The organism is Amycolatopsis sp., from assembly GCF_035276945.1.
Taxonomy (GTDB): Bacteria; Actinomycetota; Actinomycetes; order Mycobacteriales; family Pseudonocardiaceae; genus Amycolatopsis_E.
Window position 1 is genome coordinate 46,164 of record NZ_DATELF010000183.1, and the last position, 17,488, is coordinate 63,651.

The 17,488-nt window shown below is 69.9% G+C and carries 18 protein-coding genes; 16 read left to right on the forward strand and 2 right to left on the reverse strand.

The window, feature by feature from the left end; all coding sequences use genetic code 11:
- The first annotated feature begins 16 nt into the window (after positions 1 to 16).
- The 11 genes from hypE to VJT49_RS35575 are packed head-to-tail and all read left to right on the forward strand — an operon-like array spanning position 17 to position 8,343.
- The gene (hypE, locus tag VJT49_RS33860) at positions 17 to 1,111 is read left to right on the forward strand and encodes a hydrogenase expression/formation protein HypE (RefSeq protein WP_324169065.1); all 1,095 of its coding nucleotides are present in this window, start codon (positions 17 to 19) and stop codon (positions 1,109 to 1,111) included.
- 2 nt (positions 1,112 to 1,113) lie between these two features.
- On the forward strand, positions 1,114 to 1,443 hold the full coding sequence (locus tag VJT49_RS33865; protein WP_324169066.1) for a hydrogenase maturation nickel metallochaperone HypA: 330 nt from the start codon (positions 1,114 to 1,116) through the stop codon (positions 1,441 to 1,443).
- Between the two features lie 2 nt (positions 1,444 to 1,445).
- A complete protein-coding gene (hypB, locus tag VJT49_RS33870; RefSeq protein WP_324169067.1) occupies positions 1,446 to 2,156 on the forward strand; it encodes a hydrogenase nickel incorporation protein HypB in 711 nt (236 codons plus the stop codon).
- The gene (locus tag VJT49_RS33875) at positions 2,153 to 3,472 is read left to right on the forward strand and encodes a hypothetical protein (protein WP_324169068.1); all 1,320 of its coding nucleotides are present in this window, start codon (positions 2,153 to 2,155) and stop codon (positions 3,470 to 3,472) included. The genes hypB and VJT49_RS33875 overlap by 4 nt, the downstream gene beginning before the upstream one ends.
- A complete protein-coding gene (locus VJT49_RS33880; protein WP_324169069.1) occupies positions 3,469 to 4,026 on the forward strand; it encodes a hydrogenase maturation protease in 558 nt (185 codons plus the stop codon). The genes VJT49_RS33875 and VJT49_RS33880 overlap by 4 nt, the downstream gene beginning before the upstream one ends.
- A 5-nt stretch (positions 4,027 to 4,031) precedes the next feature.
- On the forward strand, positions 4,032 to 5,078 hold the full coding sequence (locus tag VJT49_RS33885) for a hydrogenase expression protein HypE (RefSeq protein WP_324169070.1): 1,047 nt from the start codon (positions 4,032 to 4,034) through the stop codon (positions 5,076 to 5,078).
- Between the two features lie 23 nt (positions 5,079 to 5,101).
- The gene (locus VJT49_RS33890; RefSeq protein WP_324169071.1) at positions 5,102 to 6,895 is read left to right on the forward strand and encodes a nickel-dependent hydrogenase large subunit; all 1,794 of its coding nucleotides are present in this window, start codon (positions 5,102 to 5,104) and stop codon (positions 6,893 to 6,895) included.
- The gene (locus tag VJT49_RS33895; RefSeq protein WP_324169072.1) at positions 6,888 to 7,415 is read left to right on the forward strand and encodes a NifU family protein; all 528 of its coding nucleotides are present in this window, start codon (positions 6,888 to 6,890) and stop codon (positions 7,413 to 7,415) included. Before VJT49_RS33890 ends, VJT49_RS33895 begins: the two co-directional genes overlap by 8 nt.
- Positions 7,412 to 8,020, forward strand: coding sequence for a DUF5947 family protein (locus VJT49_RS33900; RefSeq protein ID WP_324169073.1), 609 nt, complete (start codon positions 7,412 to 7,414; stop codon positions 8,018 to 8,020). Before VJT49_RS33895 ends, VJT49_RS33900 begins: the two co-directional genes overlap by 4 nt.
- A complete protein-coding gene (locus tag VJT49_RS33905; protein ID WP_324169074.1) occupies positions 8,013 to 8,222 on the forward strand; it encodes a hypothetical protein in 210 nt (69 codons plus the stop codon). Before VJT49_RS33900 ends, VJT49_RS33905 begins: the two co-directional genes overlap by 8 nt.
- Positions 8,223 to 8,238: 16 nt before the next feature.
- Positions 8,239 to 8,343 carry a DUF6893 family small protein gene (locus tag VJT49_RS35575; protein WP_414636144.1) on the forward strand — a complete coding sequence of 35 codons (105 nt, stop codon included), beginning with the start codon at positions 8,239 to 8,241 and terminating at the stop codon, positions 8,341 to 8,343.
- A gap of 3 nt (positions 8,344 to 8,346) precedes the next feature.
- On the opposite strand, the gene hypF is transcribed toward VJT49_RS35575, so the two are convergent.
- Complete coding sequence (hypF, locus tag VJT49_RS33910) at positions 8,347 to 10,623, reverse strand: carbamoyltransferase HypF (RefSeq protein WP_324169075.1); 2,277 nt, start codon at positions 10,621 to 10,623, stop codon at positions 8,347 to 8,349.
- A 198-nt stretch (positions 10,624 to 10,821) separates the two neighbouring features.
- On the opposite strand from hypF, the gene VJT49_RS33915 reads away from it, so the two are divergent.
- The 4 genes from VJT49_RS33915 to VJT49_RS33930 all read left to right on the forward strand — a co-directional run bounded on the left by VJT49_RS33915 (position 10,822) and on the right by VJT49_RS33930 (position 14,171).
- Complete coding sequence (locus VJT49_RS33915) at positions 10,822 to 11,109, forward strand: transposase (protein WP_414636145.1); 288 nt, start codon at positions 10,822 to 10,824, stop codon at positions 11,107 to 11,109.
- Positions 11,110 to 11,390: 281 nt separating this feature from the next.
- Positions 11,391 to 11,555, forward strand: coding sequence for a winged helix-turn-helix domain-containing protein (locus VJT49_RS33920; RefSeq protein ID WP_324169076.1), 165 nt, complete (start codon positions 11,391 to 11,393; stop codon positions 11,553 to 11,555).
- Complete coding sequence (locus tag VJT49_RS33925) at positions 11,552 to 11,770, forward strand: hypothetical protein (protein WP_324169077.1); 219 nt, start codon at positions 11,552 to 11,554, stop codon at positions 11,768 to 11,770. Before VJT49_RS33920 ends, VJT49_RS33925 begins: the two co-directional genes overlap by 4 nt.
- A gap of 1,189 nt (positions 11,771 to 12,959) precedes the next feature.
- On the forward strand, positions 12,960 to 14,171 hold the full coding sequence (locus VJT49_RS33930) for a L,D-transpeptidase (RefSeq protein ID WP_324169078.1): 1,212 nt from the start codon (positions 12,960 to 12,962) through the stop codon (positions 14,169 to 14,171).
- A gap of 16 nt (positions 14,172 to 14,187) precedes the next feature.
- Here VJT49_RS33930 and VJT49_RS33935 read toward each other — a convergent pair whose 3' ends face one another.
- Positions 14,188 to 15,753: a helix-turn-helix domain-containing protein gene (locus tag VJT49_RS33935; RefSeq protein WP_324169079.1), complete on the reverse strand. Its 1,566-nt coding sequence runs from the start codon at positions 15,751 to 15,753 to the stop codon at positions 14,188 to 14,190.
- Positions 15,754 to 15,842: 89 nt separating this feature from the next.
- Here VJT49_RS33935 and pruA point away from each other — a divergent pair, with 89 nt between their 5' ends.
- The gene (gene pruA, locus VJT49_RS33940; RefSeq protein ID WP_324169080.1) at positions 15,843 to 17,468 is read left to right on the forward strand and encodes an L-glutamate gamma-semialdehyde dehydrogenase; all 1,626 of its coding nucleotides are present in this window, start codon (positions 15,843 to 15,845) and stop codon (positions 17,466 to 17,468) included.
- Positions 17,469 to 17,488: the final 20 nt, after the last annotated feature.

The window sequence follows — 17,488 nt, forward strand, 5'->3', positions numbered from 1 at the left end:
CCCCAGGCGGGGTCCGGTGGCTGCGCCCCCAGAAGGCACCGATGCCCGGGAGCAGTTGGTGCTCGACCGGATCGACCGGGTGCGGCGCGCGCGGGCGCGCGTACGGGAGGAACGCATCACCCTCGCCCACGGGTCCGGCGGCAAGGCGACGCACAGCCTGGTGGAAGCGATCTTCTTGGAGGCGTTCCGCAACCCGTTGCTGGAACCGCTCGAAGACGCGGCCGAGTTCCGCCTCGACGGAACCCCGCTCGCCCTGACCACGGACTCGTTCGTGGTGTCGCCACTGTTCTTCCCCGGCGGCGATATCGGCGACCTGGCGATCAACGGCACCGTCAACGACCTCGCGGTGTCCGGCGCCACGCCGAAATACCTGACCGCCGGGTTCATCCTCGAAGAAGGCTTCCCGGTGGCGGATTTGACCCGCGTGGTCGAGTCGATGACCGCCGCCGCACGCGCGGCCGGTGTCGAGGTCGTCACCGGGGACACGAAGGTGGTCCAGCGCGGCAAGGCCGACGGCTGTTACATCAACACCACCGGGATCGGCGTGGAGAACTACCCCGGCAGGCTGGGCATCGCCACGGCCCGGGACGGGGACGCCGTGCTGGTGTCCGGCCCGATCGGCGAACACGGCATCACGATCATGCTGGCACGCGGCGAACTGGACATCGACGCCGACCTCGTCTCCGACACCGCCCCGGTCAACGGCCTGGTCGCCGGACTACTCGAGGCGGCCCCGGGCGTGCGGGCGCTGCGCGACGCCACCCGGGGCGGCGTGGCCACGGTGCTCAACGAAGTCGCCAGGGCCGCCGACGTGGCCGTGGTCATCGACGAGGACGCCGTTCCGGTCCGGGACGAGGTTCGAGGTGCCTCCGAACTGCTGGGCATCGACCCGCTCTACGTCGCCTGCGAAGGCCGGATCGTGGCGATCGTCGACCCCGCGCAGGCGGACACGGCGCTGGCGGCCCTGCGCCGCCACCCGCTCGGCGAGCGGGCCGCGGTGATCGGGCGGGTGAAGGCCGACCCACCGGGCCTGGTTCTGCTGAACACGACCTTCGGCGGCACGCGGATCGTCGATCTCCTGGTCGGCGATCCCCTGCCCAGGATCTGCTGATCATGCACGAGCTCGCGATCACCCAGAGCATCGTCGAGGCCGTCGCCGAACGGTTCGGCGGAGCCAGGGTGTACGGCGTCCGGATGGAGATCGGAAAGCTTTCCGGCGTGGTGCCGGACGCGGTCCGGTTCTGCTTCGAGCTGGTCACCGAGGGCACCACGGTGGCCGGCGCCCGGCTGGACATCGACGAACCCGCCGGCCGCGCGCACTGCCGGGACTGCGGGGGCGAGTTCGAACTCGACACACCCATCCTGTTGTGCCGTTGCGGCAGCGCCGACGTCGACGTGCTCGCGGGCGGTGAGCTGCGAATCCTCTCGGTGGAGGTGGCCTGATCATGTGTGGAACCTGCGGCTGCGAGGAAACGCGGGCGCATCCGGAGACCGTGAGCATGGAACAGCGCGTGCTGGCCAAGAACGACCACCTGGCCGAGCACAACCGGAACTGGTTGCGGGGCCGGGAAATCCTCGCGGTGAACCTGATGAGCTCCCCCGGCTCGGGCAAGACGACGTTGCTGGAACGCGCGATCGCGGACCTGCGGCACGAGGTGCCGCTCGCGGTGATCGAAGGTGACCAGGCGACCCCGGTCGACGCGGACCGCATCCACGCCACCGGCTGCGTCGCGATCCAGGTCAACACCGGCGCCGGTTGCCACCTCGACGCGGGCATGCTCGCCGGCGCGCTCGAGGCACTCGACCCGCGGCCCGGATCGGTCGTCTTCGTGGAGAACGTGGGCAACCTGGTCTGTCCGGCGCTGTTCGACCTGGGCGAGGACCATCGCGCGGTGGTCATGTCGGTCACCGAAGGCGCCGACAAGCCGCTGAAATATCCGCACATGTTCCGCACGGCGGACGTGGTGCTGCTCAACAAGGTGGACCTGCTGCCCTACGTCGACTTCGACCCCGGCCGCTTCTCCCGGCAGCTGAGCCAGGTCAACCCGGTGGCGGAGGTGCTCGCGGTCTCGGCGACCCGCGGGGACGGGATGGCCACGTGGTACTCCTGGCTCCGCGCCCGGCAGCAGGTGTTCGCGGAACGGGTGGCACGATGATCTTGGGTGGGCCACCGTCGTTCGAAGCGGCCCGCGCGGTGGCCGACGCGATCCTCTACGAGGGCTATCTGCTGTACCCGTACCGCCGATCGTCGGGAAAGAACCGGGTGCGCTGGCAGTTCGGCGTGCTCACGCCCCGTTCGTGGCTGGCACCGGCGGCCGAACGGGACACCGGCGTCGCCGGTTCCGCCGACGCCTGGCGCCAGTGGACGGAGTGCCTGCTGGAGGCGCACGAGGACGCGACCGTCCACATGCGACTGCGGTTCCTCCAAATACAGCACCGATCGGTACAGGCGCGCCTGCCGGGTACCGGATTCGAGCCGGTCGACGAACTGGTCGTGCACGGCGATCGCCACCTGACCTTCGACGAAGCCGTGCCACGGGAGTACGACGTGACCGCCTCCGTCGCGGACATACGACGAGCGCCGCACGTCGCCGACGTCATCGCGCCCGCCGGCGAGGAGATCGTTCCGCTGGGCGACCTCGGCCGGGTGGTCCGGACCTGCCGGCCGGTGTCGGCGAGGGTGCGGCTGTCGGCGCGGCCCGCGGACAGCCCCTTCCCCCTGCTGCGGCTGCGCCTGGCGATCGAGAACACGGCATGCTCGCCGTCGGCCGGGGCGCCGAGGACGGAAGCCCTGAGGGTCTCCCTCGTCGCGACACATTCGCTGCTGGGAGTGACCGGCGGAAGTTTTCTCTCGCTGCTGGATCCGCCGGAATGGGCCGCGGCCGCCGCGCGGAATTGCCGCAACATCCACACCTTCCCCGTCCTGGCCGGTGCCGAAGGCGGGCGTGACGTGCTGCTGTCCTCGCCCATCCTCATGGACGACCACCCGCGCGTCAGCCCCGAGAGTCCCGGAGACCTGTTCGACGCCACCGAAATCGACGAGATCCTCTCCTTACGCACCCTCACGCTCACCGAGGAGGAGAAGCGGGAGGCACGAGCCACCGACCCGCGGGCCGCGGCGATCGTCGACCGGGTCGAGCAGGTCCCGCGAGAGGTCCTGGCACGGCTGCACGGCGCCGTCCGGTCGCCGCGCCGTCCGGCCACCCCGGAAACCGTGGTCGTGGACGGATTCCGCGTCACCAGGGGCAGCCGGGTCCGTCTGCGCCCGCGGGCCCACGGCACCGACGCGCACGACATGTTCCTGGCCGGCCGCGTCGGCGTGGTCCAGGCCGTCCGCACCGACCTCGACGGCAGCCGGCACGTCGCCGTGACCATCGAGGACGACCCGGCCGCCGACCTGCACGAGTGGTACGGCCGATACCACTACTTCGCCCCGGAGGAAGTGGTGCCGCTCAAGGAGCCGGAGCCATGACACCGGGACGGGTGCTCGTCGCCGGGATCGGCAACGTGTTCCTCGGCGACGACGGCTTCGGCGTCGAGGTCGTCCGGCGCCTGGCCGAATCCCCGGTGCCGGAGGGCGTCTCGGTGGCGGACTACGGGATCCGCGGCATCCACCTGGCCTACGAACTGCTCGACGGCCGGTTCGACACGCTGATCATGGTCGACGCCGTGCCGGGCGACGACCCGCCCGGCACCGTCGTGGTGCTCGAAGTCGACCCGTCCGGCGACGTCGACGGCCCGCGCCTGCCGGACGCGCACGGCATGGACCCCTCGTCCGTGCTCCGCCTGCTGCGGACCTTCCGCGTTCTGGGGGCAACCCCCCAGAACGCGGAAGCCCCGGACTGGGGGACCCCTTCGAGAGGGGGCGCCGGGCTCGACCGGATTCTCGTCGTCGGCTGCCGTCCGGCCGTCGTCGCCGAAACCATGGAGCTGTCCGAGCCGGTGCGGGCAGCGGTCGGCGAAGCGGCCCGGGTGGCGCTCGACCTCGCGAAGCGAACCACCAGCACGTCCACGCACGGGAGATGACCACGATGACCGACACCGAACGCGCACCCGGGTTCGACGAGCTGCACATCCTCTGGATCTCGGAGGGGATGAGCTGCGACGGGGACACCGTCGCGGTGACCGCGGCGGGTCAGCCGCCCATCGAGGACGTGGTCAACGGGCTGGTGCCCGGCCTGCCCACGGTCCACCTGCACAACAAGGTGCTCTCGCCGACGCTGGGCGGCGAGGAGTTCCTGGCGCCGTTCCGCGCGGCCGCCCGTGGCGACCTGGAGCCGTTCATCCTGGTGATCGAAGGGTCCATCCCGAACGAGAACATCAACGGCGACGGGTACTGGACCTCCTTCGGCAACGACCCCGACACCGGTGAGCCGCTCACGCTGAACTGGTGGATCGACAACCTCGCCCCCCGGGCGTGGGCCGTCGTGGCGGCCGGCACCTGCGCCACCTACGGCGGCATCCACGCGATGGCAGGCAACCCGACCGGCTGCATGGGCCTGGCCGACTACCTGGGCTGGGACTTCCGGTCCACCGGCGAGCTGCCCATCGTCAACGTGCCCGGGTGCCCGGTCCAGCCCGACAACTTCATGGAGACCCTGACCTGGGTGCTCTACCACGCGGCGGGCACCGCGCCGCCACCTCCGCTGGACGAGTTGCTGCGCCCCCAGTGGCTGTTCGGCCGGACCGTGCACGAGGGGTGCGACCGCGCCGGCTACTACGAGCAGGGCGACTTCGGTGAGGACTACAACTCGCCCAAATGCCAGGTCAAGATCGGTTGCTGGGGACCGGTGGTGAACTGCAACGTCCCCAAGCGGGGCTGGATGGGCGGCCTTGGCGGCTGTCCCAACGTCGGCGGCATCTGCATCGCCTGCACGATGCCGGGCTTCCCGGACAAGTTCATGCCCTTCATGGACATGCCGCCGGGCGCCAGCCTGTCGTCGGTGGCGGTCAAGCCGTACGGGGCGTTCATCCGCCGGATGCGCGGCATCACGAACCGCACTGCCAACCGGGAACCCCGGTGGCGGCACAACCGCGACAAGCTGACCAGCGGCTACAACCCGCGCTGGCGGCCCTGAACGACAACGAACGAGGAGACGTCATGACGGCGACCGAACAGGCGCGCACCACGGAAAAACCGCCGCAGATCAGGGAAATGTCCTGGGACCCGATCACCCGCATCATCGGCAACCTCGGCGTCTACACGAAAATCGACTTCGCCAACCAGCGGGTGACCGAGTGCCACAGCACGTCGTCGCTGTTCCGGGGCTACTCGGTGTTCATGAAGGGCAAGGACCCGCGCGATGCCGGGTTCATCACCAGCCGCATCTGCGGCATCTGCGGGGACAACCACACCACCTGCTCGGTGTACGCGCAGAACATGGCCTACGGCATCAACAACCCGCCGCTGGCCGACACGATCATCAATCTCGGCGAAGCCGCCGAGTACCTGTTCGACCACACGATCTTCCAGGACAACCTCGTCTTCATCGACTACTGCGAGGCGATGGTCAAGGACACCAATCCGAGTGTCCTGGCGAGGGCGGAGAACACCGCGGCACCCCACGCGGCCATCCACGGTTACCGCACGATCGCCGACATCATGCGCGCCTTCAACCCGTTCGAAGGCGAGATCTACCGGGAAGCGCTCAAAGTCAGCCGGGTCACCCGCGAGATGTTCTGCCTGATGGAGGGCCGCCACGTGCACCCGTCGACGGTGTATCCCGGCGGTGTCGGCACCATGCCGGAACCCACCCTGTTCACCGACTACCTCACCCGGCTGCTGGACATCCTCGACTTCGTGAAGAAGGCCGTCGCGCTGAACGACGACGTCTTCGACTTCTTCTACGAAGCGCTGCCCGGCTACGAGGAAGTCGGGCGCCGGCGCATCCTGCTCGGCTGCTGGGGTGCGCTGCAGAACCCCGATGTCATCGACTACCGCTACGAGACCATGACCGACTGGGGCCGGGCGGCGTACGTGACGCCCGGCGTGGTCGTCGACGGCGAACTGCGCACCACCGACCTCGTCGAGATCAACCTCGGGATCCGGATCCTGCTCGGCAGTTCCTACTACCAGGACTGGGTCGGCGAGGCACCGTTCGTCACGCAGGACCCGCTCGGCAACCCCGTCGACATGCGCCACCCGTGGAACCAGACGACCCTGCCCGAGCCACGCAAGCGTGACTTCGAGGACCGGTACAGCTGGGTGATGAGCCCGCGGTGGTTCGACAAGAACAGCGGCGAGCACCTGGCTCTGGACACCGGCGGCGGACCGTTCGCCCGGCTCTACGTCACCGCGCTCGCCGGGCTGGTCAACACCCCGTACGTCACCGCGACCGGGCGCAGCGTGCGGATCTTCCTGCCGAAGAGCCGCACCCTGCCCGAACAGACCCTCGAGTGGACGATCCCGCCGTGGTCCAACGCGATCGAGCGCAACCGGGCCCGGGTCTACTTCGTGGCCTACTCGGCGGCGATGGCCTTGCGCTTCGTCGAGGACGGCCTGAGGCGGGTCCGCGCCGGGGACACGCGGGTGTTCGCCGACTTCGACGTCCCGGAGGAGGCGATCGGCTGCGGGTTCCACGAGGCGGTGCGCGGCGTGCTGTCCCACCACCTGGTCATCCAGGACGGGAAGATCGCCAACTACCACCCGTACCCGCCGACACCGTGGAACGGCAGCCCCCGCGACAGCTACGGAACCCCGGGGCCGTACGAAGACGCGGTGCAGGACATGCCGATCTTCGAGGAGAACGGCCCGGAAGGCTTCCGGGGCGTGGACATCATGCGCGCCGTCCGCAGTTTCGACCCGTGCCTGCCGTGCGGCGTGCACATGTACCTCGGCCACGGCCGCACGCTGGAGAAGCTGCACTCGCCGATGTGGGGAGCGGGCCATGCCTGAGCACGCGGCCCGGTTGCGCGACGACGAGGTGGCCGAGCGGCTCGCCCGGCTCGACGACCTGCTCGGCCAGGTGGAGGCCACCCCCGGTCCAACGGGTGAGCTGGCGCTCGCCGCGGTGACGGAGCTGAGCCACGTCTACGGCGAGGCCCTTACCCGCGCCACCGGGTACGTGGCGGGCACCCCCGCGCTGGACCATTTCGTCCGCGACGAGTTGCTGGGACACCTGCTCGTGCTGCACGACATCCATCCCGATCCCGTCGACCGCCGGGTCGCCCGCGCGATCGAGGAACTACGGCCCGCCGTGGCCGACCGCGGCGGAGAGGTCGAGCTGGCCGGCATCGACGGTGGTGCCGCGACGGTGCGGCTGTCGATCAGCGGCTGCGCCGCGGCCGGGGTCCGGGACGCGATACGCGAGGCGGTGCTCGGCGTCGCACCCGAACTGTCGGAGGTCACGATGGTGGCCGGCCACCGCACGGCGTTCGTCCCGCTGGAATCGCTGAGCGCGGGGGTGCGGTCGTGACCGGAGCGCTGGGCCGGGTCATCCGGCGGCCGTCCGGCCGGGAGCCGGGCGTGGCGGAGCGCTGCGACCTGTGCGGTGCGGACCTGCCGGAACAGCACCGGCACGTACTCGACGAGCAACACGGCGACCTGCTGTGCGCCTGCCAGGCGTGCACCCTGCTGTTCCACCGTGAGGCGGCGGGCCGCGGGCACTACCGGCTCGTGCCGGAACAACGGTCACGGGTCCCGGAACTCTCTCCGGCCGACCTCGGGGTTCCGGTCAGCCTGGCGTTCTTCGTCGCGCGGCCGGACGGGTCGGTCGTGGCCCACTACCCCAGTCCCGCCGGTGCGACTCGCTGGGAGGTCGATCCCGCCGCGTGGCGGGCGGTGCTCGATCGCTGCCCACCACTGGCCGGCCTGGCGCCCGGGGTCCAGGCGCTCCTGGTCGACACCGCGCGGGGCAAGCACGAGCACTGGATCGTGCCCGTCGACGACTGCTACCGGCTGGTGGCGCTGATCCGGCGGGAGTGGCGGGGCCTGTCCGGCGGCAGCCGGGTCTGGCCCGCCGTCGACGGCTTCTTCACCGACCTCAACCGGCGAGCCAGGAACGGAGGACGGCATGGCTGAGATCCGCGTGGGTAAACCCCAGGTCAAACCCGACACGACCGCCCACACGAAAGGTGTGCGCCAAGGCAACCAGACCGGAGCCTACGAAAAGCAGATCGGGCACCACGAGGACGGCACCGCCGACGCCCGCCGCTCCACCGGGGTGAGCCCCAAGAAGCACAACGCCATCCTCCCGGCCATGCCCAACCTGCCTCCCGGCTGAGATCGGAGAACGACAAATGCGCACGCGCGCTCTGCTGCTGGCCCTCGCGGCGGGTTTCGCCGCGGTGGTGTGGAAGGAATTCCCCGCGCTGGTCCGCTACTTCAAGATCGAGCGGATGTGAGCTTCAGCGGCCCGATCGGTCTCGTGCGGCGGCGACCACGGCTTGGCCGAGGCTGATGCCGCCGTCGTTGGCCGGCACCCTGGCGTGGGTGAGGACCCGGAACCCGTTGTTCCCCAACCGGTCCACGATCCGGGTGAGCAGCAGCAGGTTCTGGAACACGCCACCGGACAGGGCCACGGCCCGCACCCCGGTGTTCTCGCCCAGGCGCAGGCACACGCGGACGACGGCGTCGGCGACGCCGTTGTGGAACCGTGCCGCGATCACCGCGGGCGGCACGCCGCCGAGCAGATCGCGGGCGGCCGCGCGGACCAGATCGGCGCCGGTCACGCGCCACGGCGACGAACCGGAAACGGCGGCGCGATAGCTGCCCTGCTCGCCGGTGTCGGCCAGCTGCTCGAGTTCGATCGCCGCCTGCCCCTCGTAATTGATCGTGTCCCGCAGCCGAAGCAGGGCCGACACCGCGTCGAACAGCCGCCCCACACTGGAGGTGAGCGGTGCGTTGATCCTCTTTCGCGCCAGGTCGAGCACTCCCGGCCACTCAGGGCGCCACGGCAGGCTGGGCGGCACTTCGCCGCCGAAGGCGGCGTCCAGGTAGGCGACCGCCATCCGCCACGGCTGCCGGATCGCCGCGGTGCCGCCGGGCATCGGGACCGGCTCGAAGTGGCCGAGCCGGCGGAAGGACACAAGGTCGGCGAGCAGGAACTCGCCGCCCCAGATGGTGCCGTCCGTACCGTACCCGAGACCGTCGAGCGCCACCCCGAGGACCGGGCCCACTTCGCCGTTGTCGGCGAGGCAGGACGCGATATGCGCATGGTGGTGCTGTACGCCGGCCAGCACCAGGTTCTCGTTCCGCTCGGCCATCGCCACCGCGTGCTTGGTGGACAGGTACTCCGGGTGCAGGTCGTGCGCGATGACGACCGGGTCGATCTCGAACAGGCGCCGGAAATGCTCGATGCCCGTGGTGAACGACCGCAGGGTTTCGTAGTTCTCCAGGTCGCCGATGTGGTGGGAGACGAAAGCGTGCCGTTCCCTGGCGAGGCAGAAGGTGTTCTTGAGTTCGGCCCCGCAGGCAAGCACCGGCCTGCGAACTGGCCGGCGCAGCTTGATGGGTTCCGGCACATACCCGCGTGAGCGGCGGATCACGGACTCACGGCCGGACAGCGGCCGCACTACCGAGTCGTCGGTGCGGATGTGGATGGGGCGGTCGTGGATCAGGAAGACGTCGGCTATCCCGGACAGCCGTCGCAGGGCCTCGTCGTCGACGTAGGCGATCGGCTCGTCGGAGGTGTTGCCACTGGTGAGCACGATCGGTGCCTCGACCGCGCGCAGCAGCAGATGATGCAGCGGCGTGTAAGGCAGCATCAGGCCGAGCTCGCGGTTGCCGGGTGCCACGGACCCCGCCACGGGCGCGGTTTCGCGCCGGGGCAGCAGCACGATCGGCCTGCGCCGTCCGGTGAGCAACGCGGCCGCGACGCAGTCCACTTCGCACAGCCGCCTCGCTTGGTCCACATCGGACACCATCAGGGCGAACGGCTTGTCCTCGCGGTGTTTGCGCCGTCGCAGCTCGGCGGTGGCCGGTTCGTCCTCGGCAAGGACCGCGAGGTGGTACCCGCCGAGCCCCTTGACGGCCAGGATCCGTCCGGCACGCAGCACCATGGCCGATTCCGCGACCGGGTCCCCCGGCAACTCGGCGCCATCCCGGGCGAGCAGCCGCGACCGGGGGCCGCAGGCGGGGCAGCAGGTCGGCTGGGCGTGGAACCGCCGGTCGGCCGGGTCGTGGTACTCGGCCGCGCAGTCGCCGCACATGGTGAACGCGGACATCGTGGTCAGCGGCCGGTCGTAGGGCACGTCCCGGACGATGGTGAACCGCGGCCCGCAGTTGGTGCAGTTGAGGAAGGGGTAGCCGAACCGCCGGTCGCGCGGATCGTCCAACTCACGCAGGCAGTCGGCGCAAGTCGCGCTGTCAGCGGAGACAAGCGCCCGGCGCTGCCCACCCGCGTCACTCGCCACGATGGCGAACCCGGCGAGCCCGGCCGGCTCAGTGGGTGTCACGGTGACGCGTTCGATGGCGGCCAGCGGTGGCGCCTGGTGTCGCAGCGCGTCCAGGAAGTCCTCCACATCCCGCCGCGCCCCCTCAACGTCGATGAACACGCCGTCGACATCGTTACCCACCCGCCCGGCGAGGTGCAGGCCGGTGGCCAGCGTGTACACGAAGGGCCGAAAACCCACGCCCTGCACGACGCCCTCGACCCGTACAGTGCGCCGGACCCGCTGATCCATCCCTCCAGTGTGGATCGTTCCCAGGCGGGGCGCGAAACGATCGGCATCCCGAAAGGACGGCGAGCGCGGGAGCGGGATGGCACACGCCGGGCCGGGCAAGCGGCGCCGCCCTGGTGGACCGTCCACGAACCGGCGGGCCGCTTTCCTCGCGCAGAGAACTTCTAACAGAATGATCTTGATCAGGTTGTTGGTCGAAACGTGAGGAAGGGTCAGCAGCGTCCGTGGATCGCGTCGGATGGCTTGCGGGCGCGGATCGAACCGTTGTTGCCGGTGGTGTCCCGGCGCCGGGACCATGCCGGGCGTCGGCGGTTGGACAATCGGAAGGTGTTGCGCGGCACCCTGTTCGCCCTCTACACCAGGATCCCATGGGAGTTCTTGCGCCAGGAGTTGGGGTTTCGGCACAGACGGCGTCGCGGTGGCATCGGGACTGGCTGGTTGGTGGGCGGGAGGGCGTTGCCGGGCGCGGGCCGGGCGGGCGGCCGGTGAGGTTGGTCTGGGTGGGTTTTCCGTCTATCGCTGGGAGGACATGAAGGCGTGGCTGGCGTCCTCGGCGGCGCTGGCTGATCGTTGAGCGACCGCCCGGTTACGCTCACGGCCGCGACCCGATGGAAATGGTGTGGGGTTGGGCTGGACGTGAGCGCCGGGTTGTCGGAGGGGCAGTTGGCCGAGGTGGAAGCGGCACTCACGGACGGGCCGAAAGCGAACGGGTACCCGACCGGTATGTGGACCCTGGCGCGTGGGGCCGAGGTGATCGAACGGATAACGGGGTGCGGTATTCACCGACGCAGACCCGGACGATCCTGCGGCAGCGGTGGGGATGGGCCCGGCAACGCCCGGCCCGCCGCGCGGTAGAACGCAACGACGAGGCGATCGAGAGGTGGGTGAGCAAGGACTGGCCGCGCAACAAAGCGCCCGGCGCCGAGGAGCCGTGATCTGCTTCGAAGAAGGATTCGAATTCGGCAGGGACTGCTTCGGTCTGGACCAATCCCAAGCCAGGCTCTACACCGCGATCGCCCGGCACACCGTGCTCGTCTGCGCCGCTCTCGCCGTCTGCGCCGGCACCGCCGCGCTGCTACACGATCGCACCGACAGCCAGGCCTCCGAACCCCTACTCCCGGACCGCCCCCACCCACCGACCCTGGCCTGATCCCGCTCACTATCCCCGAGATCAAACACCTCATCGCCGACGCCACCACCACGCCTCGACCACCCGCCTCGTACACGCCTCCTGCCACCGCGGACACCTCGCCCGCCAACGTAGGAACACAGCACAACGAACCTGAGTCGCCCCTGTGGCTTGCCTGAGCCGTGCGCCACGACGAGTGGCACGCACGGTTCTGAGGGGGGATCGGCGGGGCAACCCGCCGGTCCTACCCGACTGACCTGTCGGCTGAACTTGGTGAGTATGTCCAGGGTGGAGGGTTCGGTCTTGGTCCGGAACCAGGGCGTGGAGGCGCGGCGCTGGGTGGCGCCGTCCTGGCGTGCCCGGCGCCGAGGATGTTCTTGACGTCGAAGAACATCACTTCGATGGACCAGCGGGTGGCGTAGCGGGACGACCCCTGGCAACTCGGGCACAAATCACACACGAGTACGGCGATCACTGCCCGCGCCAGGGGAAGCGCCTTCCGGCCGGCTCGTCGCGCCGCGCGGCATCCGCGCGGCATTGAGGACGAGTACAACGTCGCCGCCGTCGGCAACCTCCTGATTTCGCTCCTGCGCCACGCCGATGACACCACACCGACCGCCCCACGGCGACTTGCCAAGCTCAGCTGGTCAACCGCGCCCATCCGCTCGGAACCGAGCAGGCCCACCTGGCGCCAGACGATCTTCCACCCGCAGCCAAAACCGTAATCCTGGCGAAGGGGACCGTTTTGCGCACTATGCTCGATTCGCCGCGTGACGAAACCTCCGGCACGGCGATGTACCCGTGGTGGACTCGGTTGACACGCACGACGACACCACCGGAGATCTCGTCCTGTTCACGGTCATCTCCCGTGGTACTGACCGCCGATCTGCCCATGTTTTCCGAGGTGTCGCGGATCGAGGCGTCGCGGACCGCGGAGGCGTGAACGCCGGCCGATGACGACCTCCGCGCGCCCAACCGGTAGACCGGCCTGACCGCGCGACGCTCCGAACCGCCGAAAAGTATCGCTCGATGACGCCACGCTGCGAGTCGTGCTGCCTTCCGGCCCTGGAACGTCGTCCGGCTCCGGCAGCCTCACCCAGTGAGCCGTGTGCGTTTCGATCACGAAGATATGGGCATGCTCTGATCCGGAAAGCAACGCTGCGGCTTCTGCCGCGTCTGAGCGAGAGTGCCAGCATCGAAGAGGAACCGTATGCCCGTCCGTCCGACCGTGACCCGCAATCGCTCCCGCTTCCTGGTCGCCGTGGTCCTGCCCGCGCTGGCGGCCGGCGCCTGCACGTCGCAGGTGAACGGAACCGCCGGCGCCCCGGCGACCAGCGCGGCGGCCGCGCCCGTGGCCCAGGTGAGCATCCCGGTAGGGGGAACGACCGACCTCAATCCGAAAACCCCGATCGTGGTCAGGGTGGCCCAGGGCAAGCTGACCAAGGTCACCGTGACCAACGCGGCGAAGGGCAACACGGTCGACGGCGTGCTCACCGTGGACGGCTCGAGCTGGACCTCCAGCGGGGAACTCGGCTACGCCGCCACCTACAACGTCGTGGCCGACGCCGTGGGCACGGACGGCAAGCAGGTCGAACAAGAGGCCACCGTCAAGACCCTGACTCCGGCCGCGCAGGCGTACCCGGCGATGACTCCCGCTCCCCCGTCGCCCGGGGCGACCTTCGGGGTCGGCCAGATCATCGGTGTGTCCTTCGACCAGAAGATCACCGACCGGGCAACGGTCGAGAAGGCCCTGACGGTGACGACGAATCCCCCTCAGCAGGGCAGCTGGCACTGGATCGACGACAAGACCGTCCACTACCGGCCTCCGGTGTACTGGCAGGCCGGCACCACCATCAAGCTCGACATCAACCTCTACGGGGTCAATGTGGGCTCGGGCGTGTACGGCAAGACCGATCGCTCGGCCACCTACAAGATCCACGACTCGTGGGTCGCCAAGGCCGACGGCCAGACCGACCAGATGCAGATCGTGCACAACGGCGCCGTGGTCGGCACCATGCCGATCAGCCTCGGCAAGGACGCGACCCCGACCCACGTCGGGCCGCACGTGATCTCCGACAAGCAGCAGCAGGTCGTCATGGACTCCTGCACCTACGGCGTGTGCCCGCCCGCGCCCGGCGCCTACAAGTCCACCGAGTACTGGGCGGAACGGATCTCCAACGACGGCGAGTTCGTGCACGAGAACCCGAACACGGTCGGCCAGCAGGGCAGCACCAACGTCTCGCACGGCTGCGTGAACCTCAGCCCCGAAAACGCCCAGGCGTTCTTCGGCCAGTTCGGCCTCGGGGATGTCGTCGAAGTGACCAACTCCGGTGGCCCGATCCTGCCGATCTACGACACCTACGGCGACTGGGAACTCAACTGGGCCGACTGGCAGGCGGGCAGCGCCCTGCACGGCCGATAAAATCCACTGTGGACAGTCAGCTTCGGCGGGCGAGCAGGATCTGGAGGTGGCAGAACAGGCGCGCGCGAGGGTCGTCGAGGTCGATACCGCCGAGCGCGGTGGCGCGGCGGATCCGGTGGCGCAGCGTGTTGGGATGGATGTGCAGCCGCGTCGCGGCCGCGCGGACATCGCCGAGCGCGTCCAGGTACGCCAGCAACGAAGTCACCAACTCGGTGCCGTGGCCGGCGTCATGGGCCACCAGGGCCTCCACCGCCGGATCGCGCAGGTCGGGACGCGCGTCGAGGAGCGCCAGCGTCTCGCCGAGCAGAACCTCTGAACGGAGGTCGCTGATCGTCGCGACATCGCGCTCGGGAGTGCGCGCCATCGCCTCGAGCACGCGGTCGGCCTCCGATCGCGAAACGACCACGTCGCCCAGCACCGAGACGACGGAACCGATGCCCGCCTGCGCCCGCACCCCGGCGCGGGCCAGGACGCCGACGACCTGCCGCGCGAGCGTGATCAGCGCCGGTTCCGCCCGGCGGCGCGCCACCTCCGGCAGCACCGCGTAGACCCGCGGCCCGATCGTGCCGACGAGCGCGCCCCGCCGGTACGACGTCACGTACACGGAGACCACAGTGGACAGTTCGAGCCGGTGCAGTTCGTGTGCGGGACGGTCGGGCTCGATCTCGCGGACCGCGAACACCAGCACGATCGCCGAGGCCGCCGGGTCGAGGCCGAACTGACCGGCGACGAGGTCCGCGCTGGTCCGGCCTTCCAGCAGACCCTCGATCAGGTCCTCGCCCGACCGGAGGCCCGGGGACCCACGACGCCGCAGCAGGTGTACGGCGGCGATCCGGGCCGCGCCGAGCACCGCGGACTCCGCCTGGTCGGCGAACGGCCGGCGGCCCTCCTGCACCCAGATCGCGCCCAGGTGCTGAGTGCCGGCACGGATGCCGATCGCGAGGCGGCGCCGGATGCCCAGTTCGAGCCGCTGCTCGACGTGCACGACTTCCTCGGCCGACCGCAGGCGCTGGTAGACACCCCATTCGCGGAGCAGTGCGAGGTACTCCCCCGGCCCTTCCCAGCCGAGGATCGTCCGGCGGCGAAGTTCGTCGATGTCGTCGTCGGACCGGGAGTAGGCCACCACGCGATTGGCCGCGTCCTCGATGCTGACGCTCCCGGCGGTGAGGGTCGCGACCGTTTCCGCGAGCGCGAACAGGTCGCCGTGGCCGAGGTCGGCGGCGGCCGCGAGCGCCGCGTCGTCGAGCACCTGGCGGATCAGCGCCTGCAACTGGTCCCAGCGCACCTGCCCAGGCACGGTGAGCAGGGCGACGCCGGCATCGCGGGCCGCGGCGGAAAGATCCTCGCCAGCGGGCCTGACGGCGACGGCCGGCGCCCCGGCCCTCTCCGCCACGCGCAGCGCCTCCCGGCCGCGAGCGCCGATGACCAGTACCAACTCACCTGGGCACGCCATGGGCTCGTCGCCCGGATCGAGGATCGCGACGCCGCGCACACGCACGTCCATACTGCCCGCGCGCAACTCGAGGAACTGCTCGCCGACCGACGCGAGCAGGCGGCGCAGGGTAACGCCGGGGATGTCCATGTCAGTTGTCCAATCGCACAGCTTGAAGCCGTCAACTTTAGCTGATCAGCCAATCCGCCCACGGCCGTGGACACCTAGCCTCCGCAGGTATGGACGCGATCACCCACCCGCCCGCACCGGCGAACGAACCCGTGCGGGACTACGCCCCCGGCTCCCCGGAACGGAAAAGCCTGACCGCGAAGCTGGCCGAACTGTCGGCCACCCAGTTCGAACTGACCATGACCATCGACGGTGAGCGGCGCATGGCCGGCGGCACCCCGATCGACGTGGTGCAGCCGCACAACCACGGGCACGTGCTGGGCACGACCGCGAACGCGACGCACGCCGACGCGAAGGCCGCGGTCGCCGCCGCGCTGCGCGCCGCCCCGGACTGGCGGCGGATCCCGTTCGACGAGCGGGCGGCCATCCTGCTGCGGGCGGCGGACCTGCTGTCCGGCCCGTGGCGCGACACCCTCAACGCGGCGACCATGCTCGGCCAGTCGAAGACCGCGATCCAGGCCGAGATCGACTCCGCGTGCGAACTGGCCGACTTCTGGCGGTTCAACGTGCACTACGCGCGCCAGATCCACGCCGGGCAGCCGGAAAGCGCGGCAGGGACGTGGAACCGCCTGGACTACCGGCCCCTGGAGGGCTTCGTCTACGCGATCACACCCTTCAACTTCACCGCGATCGCGGGCAATCTGCCCACCGCCCCCGCGCTCATGGGGAACACCGTCGTCTGGAAGCCCTCGCCGACCCAGGGGCTGGCCGCGCACCTGACGTTGCGCCTGCTCGAGGAGGCAGGTCTGCCGCCCGGCGTGATCAACCTGGTCACCGGCGACGGGCGCGCGGTCTCGGACGTCGCGCTCGCCGATCCGGCACTGGCCGGGCTTCACTTCACCGGTTCCACCAGGACCTTCCAGCACCTGTGGTCCACCGTGGGCGCGAACATCGCGACCTACCACGGCTATCCCCGGCTGGTGGGGGAAACCGGTGGGAAGGATTTCGTCGTCGCGCATCCGTCGGCGGATCTGGACGTGCTGCGCACCGCCCTGATCCGCGGCTCGTTCGAGTACCAGGGCCAGAAGTGCTCGGCGGCCTCTCGCGCGTTCGTGCCGCGGTCGGTGTGGTCCCGCCTGAAGGACGACCTCTTGTCCGAAGTGGACTCGCTACCGATGGGAGATGTCACCGATTTCCGGAACTTCCTGGGTGCGGTGATCGACCGGCGTTCCTTCGCCCGCCTTACGGACACGCTGACCGCCGTCCGCCACTCGTCCTCTGTGGAGGTCATGGCCGGCGGCGCGGCGGACGACACCCGGGGCTTCTTCGTGCGGCCGACCGTGATCGTCGGCCACGATCCGGCACACGAGGTGTTCACCACCGAGTTCTTCGGTCCGATCCTTGCCATGCATGTCTACTCCGACGGCGAATTCGACCAGGTCCTGCGGCTGGTGGACCAAGGCACACCGTACGGGCTGACGGGTGCGGTGATCGCGAACGATCGCGCGGCGGTACTGCGGGCGAGTGAGGCGCTGCGGTTCGCCGCCGGCAACTTCTACGTCAACGACAAGCCGACCGGAGCGGTCGTCGGGCAGCAGCCGTTCGGCGGCGCGCGAGCGTCGGGCACGAACGACAAGGCGGGGTCGGTCCACAACCTGCTGCGCTGGGTGAGCCCGCGCACCATCAAGGAGAACCTCCGCCCGCCGACCTCGGTCGGCTACCCCCACCAACGCTGAGCACTGCTTTGAAGTGGTTT

Coding starts and splice junctions, on each gene's coding strand:
- VJT49_RS33890 (WP_324169071.1), top strand. CDS start 5,102: ATGACGGCGACCGAACAGGCGCGCACCACGGAAAAACCGCCGCAGATC.
- VJT49_RS33885 (WP_324169070.1), top strand. CDS start 4,032: ATGACCGACACCGAACGCGCACCCGGGTTCGACGAGCTGCACATCCTC.
- VJT49_RS35575 (WP_414636144.1), top strand. CDS start 8,239: ATGCGCACGCGCGCTCTGCTGCTGGCCCTCGCGGCGGGTTTCGCCGCG.
- VJT49_RS33935 (WP_324169079.1), bottom strand. CDS start 15,753: ATGGACATCCCCGGCGTTACCCTGCGCCGCCTGCTCGCGTCGGTCGGC.
- VJT49_RS33865 (WP_324169066.1), top strand. CDS start 1,114: ATGCACGAGCTCGCGATCACCCAGAGCATCGTCGAGGCCGTCGCCGAA.
- VJT49_RS33905 (WP_324169074.1), top strand. CDS start 8,013: ATGGCTGAGATCCGCGTGGGTAAACCCCAGGTCAAACCCGACACGACC.
- VJT49_RS33880 (WP_324169069.1), top strand. CDS start 3,469: ATGACACCGGGACGGGTGCTCGTCGCCGGGATCGGCAACGTGTTCCTC.
- hypB (WP_324169067.1), top strand. CDS start 1,446: ATGTGTGGAACCTGCGGCTGCGAGGAAACGCGGGCGCATCCGGAGACC.
- VJT49_RS33895 (WP_324169072.1), top strand. CDS start 6,888: ATGCCTGAGCACGCGGCCCGGTTGCGCGACGACGAGGTGGCCGAGCGG.
- VJT49_RS33930 (WP_324169078.1), top strand. CDS start 12,960: ATGCCCGTCCGTCCGACCGTGACCCGCAATCGCTCCCGCTTCCTGGTC.
- hypF (WP_324169075.1), bottom strand. CDS start 10,623: ATGGATCAGCGGGTCCGGCGCACTGTACGGGTCGAGGGCGTCGTGCAG.
- VJT49_RS33875 (WP_324169068.1), top strand. CDS start 2,153: ATGATCTTGGGTGGGCCACCGTCGTTCGAAGCGGCCCGCGCGGTGGCC.
- pruA (WP_324169080.1), top strand. CDS start 15,843: ATGGACGCGATCACCCACCCGCCCGCACCGGCGAACGAACCCGTGCGG.